Source organism: Flavobacterium sp. Leaf82 (assembly GCF_001422725.1).
Taxonomy (GTDB): Bacteria; Bacteroidota; Bacteroidia; order Flavobacteriales; family Flavobacteriaceae; genus Flavobacterium.
This window is the reverse complement of record NZ_LMMA01000036.1, coordinates 18528-34712: the sequence shown is the minus strand read 5'-3', so window position 1 is coordinate 34712 and position 16185 is coordinate 18528. Positions and strand designations below refer to the sequence as shown.

The window sequence follows — 16185 nt, the reverse complement described above, 5'->3', positions numbered from 1 at the left end:
TTTTTTTTGCCACAGATTACAAGGATTAAAATGATTTTTTAATTTGTGATTTCCCACGTAGTTTGTCATCCTGAGCGAAGTCGAAGGACGCGCAAGTAACTCCGCAATCTATAATCGCTAATCTCTGTCGAGGTATTTTTATTTTACTTCAAGTTTACCAAGTAGTTTGTCATCTCGACGAAGGAGAGATCACACCAGAAACTCCGCAATCTATAATTGCCAATCTTTGTCGAGCTACTTACGTGTCCTTCGACTTCGCTCAGGATGACAAAAATGAGAAAAAGTCCAATCTTTGTCGAGTTATATGAATTTTATTTTTTTTAGTTTCCCACAATCTTGTCATCTCGACGAAGGAGAGATCACACCAGAAACTCCGCAATCTATAATCGCCAATCTTTGTAGAATCACTTGTGTGATCTCTCCTTCGTCGAGATGACAAAAATGAGAAAAAACCTTTGCACCTCTGAACCTCATAACCTTTGCACCTCAAAAAAAGATTGTGATCTACATCACGTAACCAATTTTCATACTCGCCGTTCCTTTGTACTGTACTTTTAAATACAATAAAAATGGAAACAACAAATTTTAATATCGTAAGCGCAAACAGCAACATCGATTGGACTGGTAGAAAAGTTACCGGAGCACATAATGGTACAATTGGTATCAAAGAAGGTCATTTTATTTTGAATGACGGAATAATAAATGGCGGTAATATTGTGATCAATACAGCCTCGATAAAAATCCTGGACGTTACAGATTCGGATACAAATGCACAATTTGCAGGACATTTGGCTTCGGATGATTTTTTCTCTATCGAGAAATTTCCAACGGCAAACTTTGAGATTCTTTCTGTAAAAGAAATTTCGAACGGAAGATATTATCTTGAAGGAAATCTTACTATAAAAGATATCACACACGTTACAGGTTTTGAAACAGAGGTAGAAAGTACTAGAAACACACTTTCGCTTTCAGGTAAATTGGTTATAGATCGTACCAAATACGATATCAGATTTCGTTCAGGAAACTTCTTCAAAGATTTGGGTGATACCTTAATCTACAACGACTTCGACTTAGATTTTACTATCACAGCCGAAGCAGCATTTACAGCACAATCTAAAAACTAAGCCATGCCTTACGTAAAAATCGAATTGACTCGCGAAGGCGTTACCCGCGAGCAAAAACAAGAATTAATAAGCGGAATCACCAATTTAATTACCGATGTATTAAACAAAGATCCGCATTTGACCCACGTTGTCATTCAGGAAATCGAATTAGACGATTGGGGTTACGCAGGAGAACAAGTATCTGTATTAAGAGAAAAAGGCATCACAGCCGATAAAAAATAAATATCATGAAAAAACAAACAATAATCGTTACCGGAGCAGCTTCCGGAATCGGAAAAGGAATCGCCAAATACTTCTTAGACAGAGGCGATAATGTGGTGATTAATTCATTAACACCATCAGCATTAGAAAGTGCTTATAACGAGTTTGGGGCAGGTGATAATCTGGCAATGTTTGCCGGAGATGTGAGCAAGAAACAAACGGGAGAAGAATTGGTAAAAATTGCTTTAGAAAAATTTGGTTCGGTAGATGTATTGGTCAATAATGCGGGAATCTTCGACAGTAAACCATTTTTGGAAGTAGATGAAGCATATTTGGATAAATTCCTGACCACAAACTTAAAAGGAACTTATTTTACAACACAATCGGTTATTCCGCAAATGTTGAAACAGCAAGACGGAGTGGTGATTAATATCGGAACACCTTTGGTAAATCACGGTTTAGGCGGTTGGCCGGCTTCGGCTCCTGTGTCAAGCAAAGGTGCTATTCATGCCTTAACAATTCAGTTAGCAGCCGAATTTGGTAAACAAAATATTCGTATCAATACCGTTGCGCCGGGTGTTATTCGTACGCCAATGCATGGAGACAAATCAGATCAAAGTGCGGGATTGCATTTGGTAAACAGAGTAGGAGAAGTCGATGATGTTGCCGAAATGGTGTATACCGTTGCAAGAAGCAGTTTTATTACCGGTGCAATCATTAATGTTGATGGCGGTAAAGGTGCAGGACACAACTTATAATTAAATGAAAACTATTTTATTAATTGCTTTTATGCTCTGTACTTTTCAGGGCATAAAAGCTCAAAATAATACTAAAATGGAAAATCAGGCCGACGTATCAGCAATTACTGATGCATTAGAAAATTATTATTTTAAAGGAATTTACGAAGGAGACGAAATACTATTGGGAAGTATTTTTCATGAAAGCGCTTTACTTTTTGGAGATATAAAAGGACAGCCATATTTTAAAACCGTAGATCTTTATCTTGATGGCGTAAAAAACAGACAGAGTCCTAAAGATTCAGGAAAACCCTTTAAAGGAGAAATTCTGAAGATTAATGTAGTAAATTCAATAGCTACAGCCGAAATTAATGTTAAAATGTACGACTTTAATTATCGGGATTTTTTATCTTTCCATAAGATTAACGGAAAATGGTTTATCGTCAATAAAATGTTGACGGATGTAAGCCAATAAACTTTAAATTGAAAAAAAGATGTGGTACAATACAAAAGCTACAGCATTATTAGGGATTGAGTATCCGATTATGCAAGGACCATTTGGCGGTAATTTATCAACGGTAGAATTAACTGCTGCGGTATCAAACGCTGGCGGACTTGGCGGATACGGCGCATATACCATGTCTCCCCAAGAAATTTTTGAGGCAGACAAACAATTAAAAGCGGCAACCAATAAACCGTATAACATCAATCTTTGGGTTTCAGATCATGATATTTCGCCATCTGGTTTATCAGATGAAGAGTATCACAAAACAACAGCAATATTTAAACCTTATTTTGATGAAGTGGGGATTCCGTTACCGGAAAAAGCAGCGTCATTTCAATCCAGATTTGAAAATCAATTGGAGGTAATTTTAGATGTAAAACCAAAAGTATTCAGCTTTATGTTTGGCGTTCCTTCGGCCGATGTTTTAGAGCAATGCCGAAGATCCGGAATCGCAACCGTTGGTGCTGCCACAACTTTAGACGAAGCTCTTTTTCTGGAAGCAGCGGGAGTAGATATGATTATTGCCTCAGGTTTTGAAGCAGGCGGACATCGACCTTCGTTTTTGGCTTCCGCCGAATCATCGCTAACCGGAACTTTTGTATTACTACAACTCATTCGCGAAAAAGTAAAAACGCCAATTATCGCTGCGGGTGGAATTGCCAACGGAAAAGGCGTTGCAGCAGCATTGGCTCTAGGAGCAAGTGCCGCTCAAATAGGAACAGCATTTTTAGCCTGCGACGAATCGAATGCATTACCCATTCATAGAGAAATGTTATTCTCAGATGCAGCAAAATACACGACTTTATCGCGTGCTTATACAGGACGTTTAGGTCGTGGTTTAACAAGCCGGGTAGCCAAAGAAATTGCAGGGAAAGAAGAAAATGTTCTTCCGTTTCCGTTACAGACTACTCTTATTTCACCGTTGCGAAAAGCTGCTCTTGACCAGCAAAAATGGGACATGATTTTATTTTGGAGCGGACAAATTGCTCCCATCTTAAAACATACCAAAGCCAAAGAATTGATGCATTCTCTTATAGAAGAAACGAATGCTTATTTTGATGATTTGAAGGGATAATCTAATTTAATAAATATTGACGAAAGCCTGATTTTTATAGATTGGGCTTTTTTTATGCGTTAGTTTTTTAAACACATAGAAACATAGAATTTTGAAACGTTGAAAAGGCGTTTCACTTTGAAATATTACCGCATAGTTTTTCCAAAGTTTAACTCAAAGTTTGTCATTTCGACGGAGGAGAAATCTTCGCAAGTAACTCCGTAACGATGATTCGATCTTTGTCGAGCTTCTAATGAAGATTTCTCCTCCGTCGAAATGACAATGATTGTGGTTATTTGGTATAAAACTTTGAGAAACGTGATCTAGTCACAGTTTGTTATCTCGACGAAGGAGAGATCACACAAGCAATTCGACAAAGATTAGCGATGTAGCAACAAGAGCTTCTCGTGTGATTTCTCCTTCGTCGAAATGACAATAGTACTTTAAAATCGTTTTTAAAACTTTCAACTTTCACAATGTCCGTTTCGGGTTCAACTTCGTCCGTTTAGACTATTTACTGATTTTAAATCGCTTGTTATCGAGATACTTTTGACAAAGAAATTAATCACAATAACAAAATTTATAATCAAAATGGAAACAATTCTAAAAAACAAAAACAGCTTTCTGACTGCCATTGCAACAGGAATATTTATGCTGATCGCAGCAACAGGATTCGCACAAAAAAATCAGGCAAAAGCAACTAATGAAGCCGAAGCAATTCGTCCGTATCATATTAGCATTTCGCAAGAAGCGTTAACGGATCTTCGAACTCGTGTAAACGCTACAAGATGGCCGGATAAAGAAACCGTTACAGATCAGTCGCAAGGAGTTAAATTACAGCAAATTCAAAACCTTGTACAATATTGGGGAACTATTTATGACTGGCGTAAAACCGAGGCAAAACTAAATGCGTTACCTCAATTTGTAACCAATATCGACGGATTAGACATTCAGTTTATTCAAATTAAATCAAAACATAAAAACGCACTACCATTAATAATTACGCATGGTTGGCCGGGATCATTCTTTGAACTTATAAAAGTAATTGGTCCGTTAACAGATCCTACAGCTTATGGCGGAAAAGCCGAAGACGCTTTTGATCTTGTAATTCCGTCGATGCCAGGTTATGGTTTTTCGGAAAAGCCAACAGGAACAGGTTGGGGACCAGAAAAAATTGGAAATGCGTGGGATGTTTTAATGAAACGTTTAGGATATAAAAATTATGTATCTCAAGGAGGCGATTGGGGTTCTGTAATTGCAGATGCGATGGCGCGTCAGGCTCCGCAAGGATTATTGGGAATTCACGTAAACATGCCTGCAACAGTTCCTGCTGATATTGCCAAAGCTTTAAAAGATGGAGATCCGGCTCCTGCAGGATTGTCGGTTAAAGAAAAAGCGGCTTTTGTATCTCTTAATAAATTATATACCAGAGGTGGTGGTTATGCGGGAATGATGGTAACGCGCCCTCAGACTTTAGGATACGGACTTACAGATTCTCCGGTGGGATTGGCTTCTTTTTTCTTAGATAAATTCAACGAGTGGACGTATAGCGGCGGAAATGCAGAAAAATCACTTACAAAAGACGAAATGTTAGACGATATCACTTTGTATTGGTTAACAAATACTGCCAACTCATCGGCACAATTGTATTGGGAGAATAATACGAACAACTTTAATGTGGTGGAACAAAAAACAAACGATATAAAAATTCCGGTGGCAGTAACTGTTTTCCCTGGAGAAATTTATCAGGCACCAAAAAGCTGGACAGAGAAAAGTTATAAAAACCTGATCTATTTTAATGAAGTTTCAAAAGGTGGACATTTTGCTTCTTGGGAGGAACCACAACTTTTTACAGAAGAACTTCGCGCAGCGTTTAAGTCTTTGAGAAAATAACTATAAATCGGTGTGTAGATTTATTTAAACACATAGAAACAAAGACTTTATAATTTACATAAAGTTCTTTCTAAAAAAATCAAGATTTTTAAACATAGTCCAACTATGCGATACTATTTAAAGTGAAAGTCCCTTTTTTGATTCAGTAAAACTATGTTTCTATGTGTTTAAATCAAAGCAAAGAATTATAAAGATTTAAAAATAAAATCTGCTCAATCTGCGAGAACACACAATCTAAAAAACAAACAAAATGAAAACAAATAAAATATACGCAATGATGATCTTAGGACTTATTGCATTATTCGCGCCATCGAATGCTCAGGCGCAAAAAAGCGGAGTAAAACGTACCGATTTACAAAAACATGATTTAAGTATTCCGGGAAAAGAAATGGTTCAGGCCCGAATTGATTTTGATGCTCATACTTCATTTGGCAAACACGCACATCCGGGAGAAGAAATTATTTATGTAATAGAAGGTTCACTGGAATATCAAATTGAAAACGAAACTCCTGTGACGTTAAAAGCGGGAGAAGTACTGTTTATTCCGGCAGGAAAATTTCATTCGGCAAATAATCATACAAATGCAAAAGCTTCTGAATTGGCAACTTATATCGTCGAAAAAGGAAAACCAATTTTAGTAATGAAAAAATAAAAAATCTCAGGTTTAGGTTTGTCCGTTTCAGGTTTTACTTCGTCCGTTTCAACTATTTTCTGATTGTATAAGGATTGTTATCAGGATATTTTTGACGAAGAAATTAACTAATAATCAAATATTAAAAATATAATTATGAAAACAATACAAAAAGATAAAAGTAGTTTTGTAAATAGAATTACTTCTAAAAAGGTTTTAATAGCTGCTTTGTTTTTTGCGATGACATTGGTAAATGCGCAATCAGAAAAACAACTTACAACGGCAAGTTCGCTGGGAACATTAAAACAAATAAACGCCGGATTATTGAATGTGGGTTACACAGAAGCAGGATCTTCAACAGGAACTCCGGTAATTTTGCTTCACGGATGGCCTTACGACATTCACGCATATAATGAAGTAGTGCCTATTTTAGTGGCAAAAGGATACAGAGTTCTTACGCCTTATTTAAGAGGATCAGGAACTACGACTTTTCTTTCTAAAGAGACTTTTAGAAACGGACAACAAGCAGCTTTGGCAAGTGATATTATTGCTTTTATGGATGCACTTAAAATCGATAAAGCCACTATTGGCGGATTCGATTGGGGAGCAAGAACAGCGGTTGTTATGGCGGCACTTTGGCCAGAACGCCTAAACGGATTGGTTTCTGTAAGTGGTTATCTGGTAGTAAATCTTGAAGCGAATTTAAAACCGTTGCCTCCTCAAGCCGAATTAGGATGGTGGTATCAGTATTATTTTGCTACCGAAAGAGGAAAATTAGGCTACAGCCAAAATACCTATGAGTTTAATAAACTGATCTGGAAAATAGCTTCTCCGCTATGGAATTTCGATAAAGCAACCTACGATCAAACGGCACAATCATTTAATAATCCGGATCACGTAGCAATCGTAATTCACAATTACAGATGGCGTCAATCTCTGGAACCGGGAGAATCTAAATACGATAATTTAGAAAAGAAACTAGCAGAACGTCCAGCAATCAAAGTTCCAACAATCACAATAGGAAGCGATTTTGATGGCGCCAACATAGACGGAAAAGCATACGCCAATAAATTTACCGGCAAATACGAACACAGAATCTTAAAAGGAATTGGACACAACGTTCCGCAAGAAGATCCAAAAGCATTTGCTCAGGCGATAATTGATGTTACTAAAATTTAAGTAAAAAAAAAGTTTAACCGCAAAGAACGCAAGGATTTACGCAAAGTTCGCTAAGGTTTATTTTTAAAGCACACAAAGTCGCACAAAGCTTTGCGCTCTTAGCGTTTTTATAAAACCCTTAAAATTAAAAAACCTTTGCGCGCTTTGCGGTAAAATTCACCACAGAGAACACAAAGATTACACAAAGTCGCACAAAGCTTTGCGCTCTTAGCGTTTTTATAAACCCCTTAAAATTAAAAAACCTTTGCGCGCTTTGCGGTAAAATTTACCACAGAGAACACAATCCCGATAGCTATCGGGATACACAAAGCGACACAAAGTTTTGCGGTTAAATCATAAAATCATTCAAATTTTCAAATAATCTAAAATCTTAAGTCTAAAATCTAAAATTAAAAATCATGGAAACAAAAGTATTATACACAGGAAAAACACACACAACAGGTGGTAGAGAAGGAGCATCTCAAAGTTCAGACGATCAATTAAATATTAAACTAAGTTCGCCGGGAACATCACGTCCGGGAACAAATCCGGAACAACTTTTTGCAGCCGGATGGTCAGCTTGTTTTATTGGCGCAATGGGAATCGCAGCTTCTAAATTAGCAATTAAACTTCCCGCAGAAACCGCTGTAGATGCCGAAGTAGATTTATGTGCAACCGATGGAGAGTATTCACTACAAGCGCGCCTTAACGTTAGTTTACCAGGAATCGACCCTGAAGTTGCAAAACAAATTACAGATATAGCACATCAAACTTGTCCTTATTCTAAAGCTACAAGAGGAAATATTAATGTGATTATAAACATCGCGTAAACACAAAAAACAGAAAGCCTCTTCAGTCGAAGAGGTTTTTTTATGTTAATGCTTTTCACAGTATAATTACCATTCAAAAGTATTTTTTCTTCAAAATTAAATATTTTATACTGTTCTAGTAATTATTTAGATAAGTATATATAATATTAAAATAATCAAAATTTTAAATGCTTTATATTTTATAAATTTATAATGAATAAAATGCTTATTTAGTTCTAAATAATCCTTCAAAAAATGTTCATTCTGAATTATTTGACATTGTTGCGCTATTTGCAACCAGAAAAATGCCCAAATCAAATTTAAAAATTAAGGTATTATTAAAAACTGACATGATATAGAAAAATATAACATTAATATCATAAAATCAATGATTTTGAATGTCTTATATAAAGTGATTAATTAATAAAAATAAGACAGAAATAATTGCTTTTTTTTAAAGTAGACTTTATTTTTTTCGATATAAAATACTTCTAAAATATTCTATCTTTACCAAAGCAAGATTAAAAAAAACATACAATATGGATAAAGTAAAACGCTTTCAGGTTTCCTCAAAAGTAATATGGGGAAGTTCTATAGCACTGGCAATTCTTGCTTCGATACCCAAATTATTTGATGGCGATTCTACTTTTGGAGACATTATAATAAACGCTTCGATCACTTTGTTGTTTTCCATTTTTATATGGTATTACAATATGTACAGTTTGCCTAAATTCTCTTCACAGCGCACCAATACAAGTTTATTCAACTGGAAACTTTTACTGAGTGTAATAATGGGGATTTTGGTTATGGTAATTTTGGTAATTGGACATCAGGAACTTTTTCAAATATCAAAAATGGATGCTCCAATAATGTTCGAATTACGCGGAGTTTTAATCAATCTGATTGTGTATATGTTCCTACATTTGCTTTTTCAAAACTACCAAACCCAACAAATGGGCGTAGAACTTGAACGTACAAAAGCCGTAAATCTGGGTGCACAATATGAACTTTTAAAACAGCAGGTTAATCCGCATTTTTTGTTTAATAGTTTGAATACCTTAAAATCGATGGTTGATATTCAGGATCCTCAGAGTTCTGATTTTATTTTGAAATTATCTGATTTTTATCGTTTTACGCTCGAAAGCAGAAAAATGGATTTGATTCAGCTTCGAGAAGAACTTCAAATCCTGAATTCTTATGTTTATCTCTTAAAAGCCCGTTTTGAAGACGGATTTGTTTTAGAAAATCAAGTCGATCAAAGACAGTATGATTCTGCTGTTCCGCCATTTACATTGCAATTACTAATCGAAAACTGCATCAAACACAATGTAGTTTCGCTTGATAAACCTTTGCACATTAAATTATATACCGAAGGAGATTTTTTAGTAATCGAAAATCAAATCCAACTAAAAAGAGGTGTATTGTCTACCGGAGCTGGACTGGATAATATCAATCAGCGCTTTTCGCATTTGATTCACAAAGAAATTGAAATCGAGAAAAACGAAACTATTTTTAAAGTAAAAATACCCATGATTTATGACTATCGTAATAATTGAAGATGAAGTAAAAACCGCCAAAGCACTTGGTCAGCTTATTTTGAGTATCAGACCAGATGCTCAAATTTTGTCGTATATCCAGAGTATAGACGGCGCTGTGAGTTATTTGTCAGAGAATGATCAGCCTGATCTTATTTTTATGGACATTCAACTTGCTGATGGTTTGTGCTTTGAGATTTTTAAAAATGTTGAAGTTTTATCGCCAGTAATTTTCTGTACCGCTTTTGATGATTATGCAATTGAAGCATTTAAATCTAACGGAATCGATTATGTACTAAAACCATTTTCGAGAGAAAGTATCGCGCAGGCCATTAAAAAAGCAGGTGAATTAAAGAATTTCTTTCAAAGGAATAAAAAAGCAATGCCAGATTTCGAGTATTTGTTAACCAGAACTGGTGAAAATAAAGGGAAAAGCAGCTTTCTTGTTTTTAAGAATAACAAATACCAAACAATTCTAACAGAGAATATTGCCTTTTTTTACATCAAAAATGAAACGCCAACGATTATGACTTTCGATAAGGTCGAATATCAAATCACGCAATCCCTTGATGAAGTACATAAGCTTTTATCGCCAACTCAATTCTTTAGAATGAACCGACAATATCTGGTTAACTTTTCAGCAATCAGGGAAGCTGAACATTATTTCTCCCGAAAACTAATCATCAAATTAACCATTCCAACCGAAGAGAAATTATTGGTTGGTAAAGATAAAGCTACTGCGTTCTTGAGTTGGTTAGAGAATAGATAAATTAAAATTTATAATGCCACAGATTTTACAGATTAAAAAGATTTTTTTAAATTTAAAATCAAAATAATTCAAAAAAAGAATCCGTTTAATCTGTGAAATCTGTGGCATAAAAAAACACTGATTATTACAAACAATAACCAGTGAATATGGGTTTAAATCAGTATAATCTGTGGGTAATTTTATATCAAAGGAACTTTTGCTGTAGCAGAAATTTTTCCAGTCGAAGTATTTTGTAGAAAACCAATTAATTCCCAGTCTTTTGTATTGAAATCTGCAGGTTTTTTAATTGCAATATTTCCCTCCTTTTCATTTAAAGCAAAACTTTTAAGCTGTCTCACAATCTGAACGTGATGCAAAGTATTTCCTTTATTTTCGCCACGTACAACTTTCGAAGTCGCTTCTTTTTGAACCGCCGCAATAAACAAATTCGTGTTTTTCTGAATCTCATTTGCTTTAAAATGAATGTTTATGGAATCTGTATCATCAGTTTTTGCTGTAAGTTCCAGATTCGAATTTGGTTTTATGGTCAGGGCATCAGCAATTTTTTTAGAAAGACCTGTTTCATTATAACCTGCAAATTCGGTAGTTCCGTTTATGATAAATTGCGGTGTATAAATTACATAAAGATTCAGCCAGTTTTGATATTGTTGCTGGCGAACCGTAAACTGGTTTGAACTAAATTGATCTTTCCAGCCCAAACGATCCCAATAATCTACGTGATATGCCAGGAAATAAATGTTTTGATCTTTGGTTTCGCGCTGTATTTTCGCCATTATTTCATCGGCAGGAGGACAGCTCGAACATCCTTCAGACGTAAAAAGTTCTACAACTGCAAATCCGTTAGTATTAGTAGTTTCGACTTTAATTTTTTCTGATTTTAATTTTCCGGTTAGTTCTTCGTAACTGTCCGGAAACATGAAACAGTTAAGAGAAAATAGTCCGGAAAGAGATAGTATTGCGGCTATTAAAAGTGTATTTTTCATTGTGTTATATTTTAAATTGTATTGATTATTGCAGTAGAAAAAATGCCTAAGAAAAAACCTTAAGCATTTTTTTTGTTCAATAATTGTTTGTTTTAGAGTAACGTATTGTAATCTATTGTGCTGTAAGTCGCGGTATATAATTTTCTAAACATGATATAAGTTACACTTACCATTATAAAAGCAATAATGGCATCTATAGTTGCTGGAAAACCCAGAACAGCAAGTTTCGAAAAGAAAGCGAAAATGATATCAAAAAATACTCCTGCAAATACCCATTCTTTCAATCGTAGCAATTTGTTCGGAATTAATAAAGTGATTACTCCCGCAACTTTCATTATGCCAAGCAAATAAATAAAATGTTCCGGATAACCTAATTGTTGTGTAATTCCCCAAACAATTGGGTTTGTGGTTAGCTCAAAAAAGCCGCTGGCACCAAACCATAAAGAAGTTAATACGATTCCTGTCCAGTAAATAATTTTTGTCGTTTTTGTACTCATGATTTCTATTTTTTAAGTTGATTTATAAGGCAAATTTGCGCCATAAGTCCTCAATTTAAAATTGAAATTATGCTGAAACGGACGATTTAAAAGTTGAAACAGACAATCTGTAAGTTGATTTAATTTTGAAGGTTTGTATTAAAGGTAATTTAGAAATAGGGATTCTTAATCAGATTAAGATGTGCGATTTAAAGTATATTAATTGACCTTATTTTTTCTAAAAGCAGATGGAGTTGTGCCTCTGTGTTTTTTGAATATTTTATTGAGGTGACTTTCATCATTAAAACCCAATTCATTTGCAATTTCGCCTACGCGCAAATCACTATAAAGAAGTCGGTTTTCTGCCAGCTTTATTCGGTATTTCGAAATATAATCCTGTAAAGTTTCGTTCGCTTGTTTTTTAAAATACCTTCCCAGATATGTTTCAGAAATTCCAAATTTCTCGCTCATAACCGTAACGCTCAATTTTTCGGGTTCATAAATATGAGTCTGAATATACTCAAGAAGCGTATTTGCTTTTGCATCAGATTGTTTGTTGATGTTTTCCGGAAGATATTCAGAAATATTTCGTGCAATAATCACAATCAAGGTGTTGATTAATAGCTGAATAAGTTCTGTATTGTATAAAGTAGGATTATAATATTCATGCCTGATCGCTTCTATAACCGGATGCACCAGATTTTTGTCCGTAATTCTTTTTAAGATACAACCAGGCTGATGATGAGCATGTTGTAGTATATATTCTAGTTTATAAAGATTGTTAGAAGTAAAAGGACCATTTTTAATATAAATGTCTGTAAATCGCAACTGAAAAATAATAGTTGGACTCTTGATTTCTAAGGAATGCGAATCCTGAGGCGTAATCAAAAAAAGATGTCCCGGTTGATATGACAATCGGTTTTCATTGATCGTCTGAACTCCAGTTCCCGAAACAATATAAAGCAATTCGAAGAAATTATTGCCCACTTCGGTATGAAGAGATTCGTTTATTTCCTTAAAAACAACTTCGTAAGGCAGGTATATATTGTTTTTTGTCATAACATGATATTACTAAATTAACGAATGATATTACAATTTAATTTTGGATAAATCAGTATAATTTTGCTCAAAGTTAAATCAAATATTTTAATAATGGACAAAATAGAACACAAAATCGTACAGCAAGAGATTCAAAAAAAAAAGATTACATTGCCAATTGCTCCGGCATCATTTTTTGCAATGACATTGGGATTAGCCGAAACTGGAAACGCCTGGAGAAACGCCACTTCTTTATGGAATTTACCATCTTATGTTGGCGAAGTTCTTGAAGGATTGGCAGTACTATCTTTTTTCTGGTGGTTATTGCTGTATTGCAACAAATGGATTCAGCATAGAAATTTAGCTATAGCCGAGTTCAAAGATCCAGTACAATCGTCGTTTCTGGCTTTACTTCCTGAATCTGTAATATTAATGGCACTTGCAATTCATGTTTACAGTGAGTCAATTGCTATTTCTTTGTTTTGGATAGGTTCTGTTTTAAATCTTGTTTATGGCGCTTATAAACTTTCCGGTTTATGGACACAGGAACGTCAGGCAGAACAAACTACACCATCATTATTTTTGACTTTTACGGCGAGTATTTTAGTAAATGCCCTTGCAGCAGGATTATTGGGATATACCAATTACGGATATGTACTTCTTGGTATTGGAACAATTTCCTGGCTCATTATGGATTCCGTAATTACCCAACAATTAACGGTTGGCGGACTTGGCGCAAAAACCAGAAACTTCATGGGGATTTATATGGCGCCGGCAGTTATTTTATTTGTTGCGTATCAGGTTTTGTGTGGTAATAATATAAGTATTCCAATTGTTTACGGTTTAATGGGATATGCATTATTTGTTTTTGTGGCGATAACTTTTGCCTTAAAATGGCTTAAAGAACAAGCTTTTGCACCGGGATATTGGGCATATACGTTTGGGATCGCTACATTATCTCAGGGACTTTCTATTTTTGCTTTAAAAACTCCAAATTTTACCGTTTCAATAGTAGCAATAATTATATTCTGTATCATGAATATTGTTGTTTTAGGAGTTGCAATAGGATCTGTAAAATTGTTATGGAAAGGGAATTATTTCCCGAAGTAAAAGGATTTCTAATTTCACGTACTAAACCTGACAGGTTTTAAAAACCTGGCAGGTTTGTCGTAAATGAGAATCAAAAGAGAATAATTTCAAAAACTAACAAAAAAAATAAACCCGCGTCAACCCACTTAATCCGTACAATCCGCGGGCAATTTTCTTCAAAACAAAAAACGCATAACTCCCTTATAATTAAAATAAAAGTTAAAATATTTGCAAATAAAGACCGAACGGTCTAAATTTGTTCCCTCAAATAAAAAGCGATGAGTAAAGCAGAAAGAACCAGACAATTTATTATTGAAGCATCTGCTCCTATAATCAACAAAAAGGGAATGGCGGGAACTTCATTGAGCGATATTATGGAAGCTACAAAACTGGCAAAAGGCGGTATTTATGGGAACTTTGAAAACAAGGAAGAGATTTGCAAAGAATCATTTCTTTATTTAAGATCTCAATTATCGGCAAAATTAAATACAGCTGTGGCAGAAGGAAAATCAGCCAAAGAAAAACTTTCTAATTTATTGAATGTTTATGCCAACCATATCAATACAGAAGATGGTTGTCCTATCTTGAATTTTGGAGCCGAAGCTGACGATACAAATCCGGTTATGAAAGAGCAGGTAAAAAAAGCCATTCGCTCTGCCCAAAATAGATTTTTTACTATTGTTCAGGAAGGAATAGAAAGTAAAGAATTATCGTCAGAAATCAATCCGGAACATTTTAGCATTAAAGTATTTGCTATGATTGAAGGCGCTATTTTATGCAGAAAAATTTTAGGCAATGACGACCAGATGAAAATTATTCTGGACAGTATCAGGAATGAATTCGAAAGCTATTTGCAATAGTTTTTTTTTGAACTTTTTTAGACCGATCGGTCTAATTTAATATTAATTAATTTAAAAAAATGAGAAATTTACAAGAAAATCATAAGGGCTTCAGCACCTTATTAGCCTTTTCCCTTATTCCGTTATCCGGATTTGCGACAGATATTTATTTGCCTTCGCTTCCTGCCATGGCAAAAGATCTGCATGTTTCAGCCGGAGCAATTCAGCTTTCGCTTGTCTTTTTTATGTTTAGTCTGGGTGTAAGCCAGATTTTTATTGGCAGTATATTAGACAGTTTCGGACGTTTTAAAATCAGTATTGCTTCGCTTGCCGTGTTTTCTGCAACCAGTTTTGTGATTGCTTTAGTGCCTGATCTTTATGTTATTTATACCATGCGAATCATTCAGGGAATCGCCATTGCCTTTATTGTCATTGCCAAACGAGCTTATTTTGTCGACCTTTATTCTGGCGAAAAACTGAAAAGTTATATCAGTTTATTTTCGATTATTTGGGCTTGCGCGCCTATTATGGCGCCATTTCTTGGCGGATATTTAGAACATAGTTTTGGGTGGAGATCCAACTTTTATTTCCTTGGCGGATTATCATTGCTTTTTCTGGTTTTGGAACTTTTATATAGCGGAGAATCGTTAAAATATTTTCATCCTTTTAAATTAAAAGCCATTGCACAAACGTATTCCGGAATGTTACGATCTGGTGATTTTACTTTGGGAGTTTTGATTCTTGCAATTTGTTTTGGCCTTGTTGTCGTTTATAGTTTATCGAGTCCGTTTATTGTAGAACGCGTATTGGGATATTCAGCAATTACAACAGGTTACAGTTCTTTATTGTCCGGTTTAGCGGTTATGATGGGTGGAATTATTGCCAAGTCACTTATTCACAAGCCACTTGCAAACAAAGTTACAATTGCTGTTACGGTACAAGTTATCTTGGTATTATTCATGATTTCTACGGCTTCGATAACCAGTAATATTTATACTTTAATAGGTTTTACTATGGGAATCAATCTTTGTGGTGGTTTTATCTTCAATAATATTTATGGTTATTGTCTAAGTCGTTTTTCTAAAAATGCCGGTGTAGCAAGCGGACTTACAGGCGGAGGAACTTACATGCTGAGTTCATTATTTAGCTACGGTTTTGTAAATTTATATGCCGTAAAAAGCCAGTTGTTATTAGGATTTGCAAACATTTCACTAATCTTAATTGTAGTTGTAGTTTTCATGATTTTTAACAGATACAGAACACAAAATCTTGCTGTAAATACAATTAAATCTTAAAGTTTAAATTCTGAATTTTCATTACGATTCAAATAAAAACAATACCAGT

17 protein-coding genes are annotated in these 16185 nt (G+C 34.9%); 14 read left to right on the top strand and 3 right to left on the bottom strand.

Going from position 1 to position 16185, the window contains the following annotated elements; all coding sequences use genetic code 11:
* The first annotated feature begins 569 nt into the window (after positions 1 to 569).
* From ASF10_RS22205 to ASF10_RS22155, 11 genes are all read left to right on the top strand, one after another.
* Positions 570 to 1124, top strand: a complete 555-nt coding sequence (locus ASF10_RS22205) for a YceI family protein (protein WP_056254409.1) — start codon at positions 570 to 572, stop codon at positions 1122 to 1124.
* A gap of 3 nt (positions 1125 to 1127) precedes the next feature.
* Entirely contained in the window at positions 1128 to 1346 is a 219-nt protein-coding gene (locus ASF10_RS22200) for a tautomerase family protein (protein ID WP_042564553.1), read from the top strand.
* A gap of 5 nt (positions 1347 to 1351) precedes the next feature.
* Positions 1352 to 2083 (top strand): SDR family NAD(P)-dependent oxidoreductase, encoded by a 732-nt coding sequence (locus ASF10_RS22195; protein ID WP_056254408.1) that lies wholly within the window; start codon positions 1352 to 1354, stop codon positions 2081 to 2083.
* Positions 2084 to 2087: 4 nt separating this feature from the next.
* Positions 2088 to 2537, top strand: a complete 450-nt coding sequence (locus ASF10_RS22190; RefSeq protein WP_056254405.1) for a nuclear transport factor 2 family protein — start codon at positions 2088 to 2090, stop codon at positions 2535 to 2537.
* Between the two features lie 19 nt (positions 2538 to 2556).
* A complete protein-coding gene (locus ASF10_RS22185) occupies positions 2557 to 3642 on the top strand; it encodes an NAD(P)H-dependent flavin oxidoreductase (RefSeq protein WP_056254403.1) in 1086 nt (361 codons plus the stop codon).
* Between the two features lie 570 nt (positions 3643 to 4212).
* Entirely contained in the window at positions 4213 to 5514 is a 1302-nt protein-coding gene (locus ASF10_RS22180; RefSeq protein WP_056254401.1) for an epoxide hydrolase family protein, read from the top strand.
* A 250-nt stretch (positions 5515 to 5764) separates the two neighbouring features.
* Positions 5765 to 6166: a cupin domain-containing protein gene (locus ASF10_RS22175; RefSeq protein ID WP_056254399.1), complete on the top strand. Its 402-nt coding sequence runs from the start codon at positions 5765 to 5767 to the stop codon at positions 6164 to 6166.
* Between the two features lie 135 nt (positions 6167 to 6301).
* The gene (locus ASF10_RS22170) at positions 6302 to 7324 is read left to right on the top strand and encodes an alpha/beta fold hydrolase (RefSeq protein WP_056254395.1); all 1023 of its coding nucleotides are present in this window, start codon (positions 6302 to 6304) and stop codon (positions 7322 to 7324) included.
* A 398-nt stretch (positions 7325 to 7722) separates the two neighbouring features.
* Positions 7723 to 8133: an organic hydroperoxide resistance protein gene (locus ASF10_RS22165; RefSeq protein WP_056254393.1), complete on the top strand. Its 411-nt coding sequence runs from the start codon at positions 7723 to 7725 to the stop codon at positions 8131 to 8133.
* A 518-nt stretch (positions 8134 to 8651) separates the two neighbouring features.
* Positions 8652 to 9668, top strand: a complete 1017-nt coding sequence (locus tag ASF10_RS22160) for a sensor histidine kinase (protein WP_056254390.1) — start codon at positions 8652 to 8654, stop codon at positions 9666 to 9668.
* Positions 9649 to 10416, top strand: coding sequence for a LytR/AlgR family response regulator transcription factor (locus tag ASF10_RS22155; RefSeq protein ID WP_056254387.1), 768 nt, complete (start codon positions 9649 to 9651; stop codon positions 10414 to 10416). Before ASF10_RS22160 ends, ASF10_RS22155 begins: the two co-directional genes overlap by 20 nt.
* A gap of 179 nt (positions 10417 to 10595) precedes the next feature.
* Here the strand turns inward: ASF10_RS22155 and ASF10_RS22150 are convergent, their stop codons facing one another.
* The 3 genes from ASF10_RS22150 to ASF10_RS22140 form a co-directional block, all read right to left on the bottom strand.
* Positions 10596 to 11399 carry a DUF1223 domain-containing protein gene (locus ASF10_RS22150; RefSeq protein ID WP_082472491.1) on the bottom strand — a complete coding sequence of 268 codons (804 nt, stop codon included), beginning with the start codon at positions 11397 to 11399 and terminating at the stop codon, positions 10596 to 10598.
* Positions 11400 to 11491: 92 nt separating this feature from the next.
* Positions 11492 to 11896: a DoxX family protein gene (locus ASF10_RS22145; protein WP_056254382.1), complete on the bottom strand. Its 405-nt coding sequence runs from the start codon at positions 11894 to 11896 to the stop codon at positions 11492 to 11494.
* Positions 11897 to 12094: 198 nt separating this feature from the next.
* Positions 12095 to 12934, bottom strand: coding sequence for an AraC family transcriptional regulator (locus tag ASF10_RS22140; protein WP_056254380.1), 840 nt, complete (start codon positions 12932 to 12934; stop codon positions 12095 to 12097).
* Positions 12935 to 13027: 93 nt separating this feature from the next.
* Here ASF10_RS22140 and ASF10_RS22135 point away from each other — a divergent pair, with 93 nt between their 5' ends.
* From ASF10_RS22135 to ASF10_RS22125, 3 genes are all read left to right on the top strand, one after another.
* On the top strand, positions 13028 to 14023 hold the full coding sequence (locus ASF10_RS22135) for a hypothetical protein (RefSeq protein WP_056254377.1): 996 nt from the start codon (positions 13028 to 13030) through the stop codon (positions 14021 to 14023).
* Between the two features lie 257 nt (positions 14024 to 14280).
* Entirely contained in the window at positions 14281 to 14862 is a 582-nt protein-coding gene (locus ASF10_RS22130; RefSeq protein WP_056254373.1) for a TetR/AcrR family transcriptional regulator, read from the top strand.
* A gap of 59 nt (positions 14863 to 14921) precedes the next feature.
* Positions 14922 to 16136: an MFS transporter gene (locus ASF10_RS22125; protein ID WP_056254370.1), complete on the top strand. Its 1215-nt coding sequence runs from the start codon at positions 14922 to 14924 to the stop codon at positions 16134 to 16136.
* Positions 16137 to 16185: the final 49 nt, after the last annotated feature.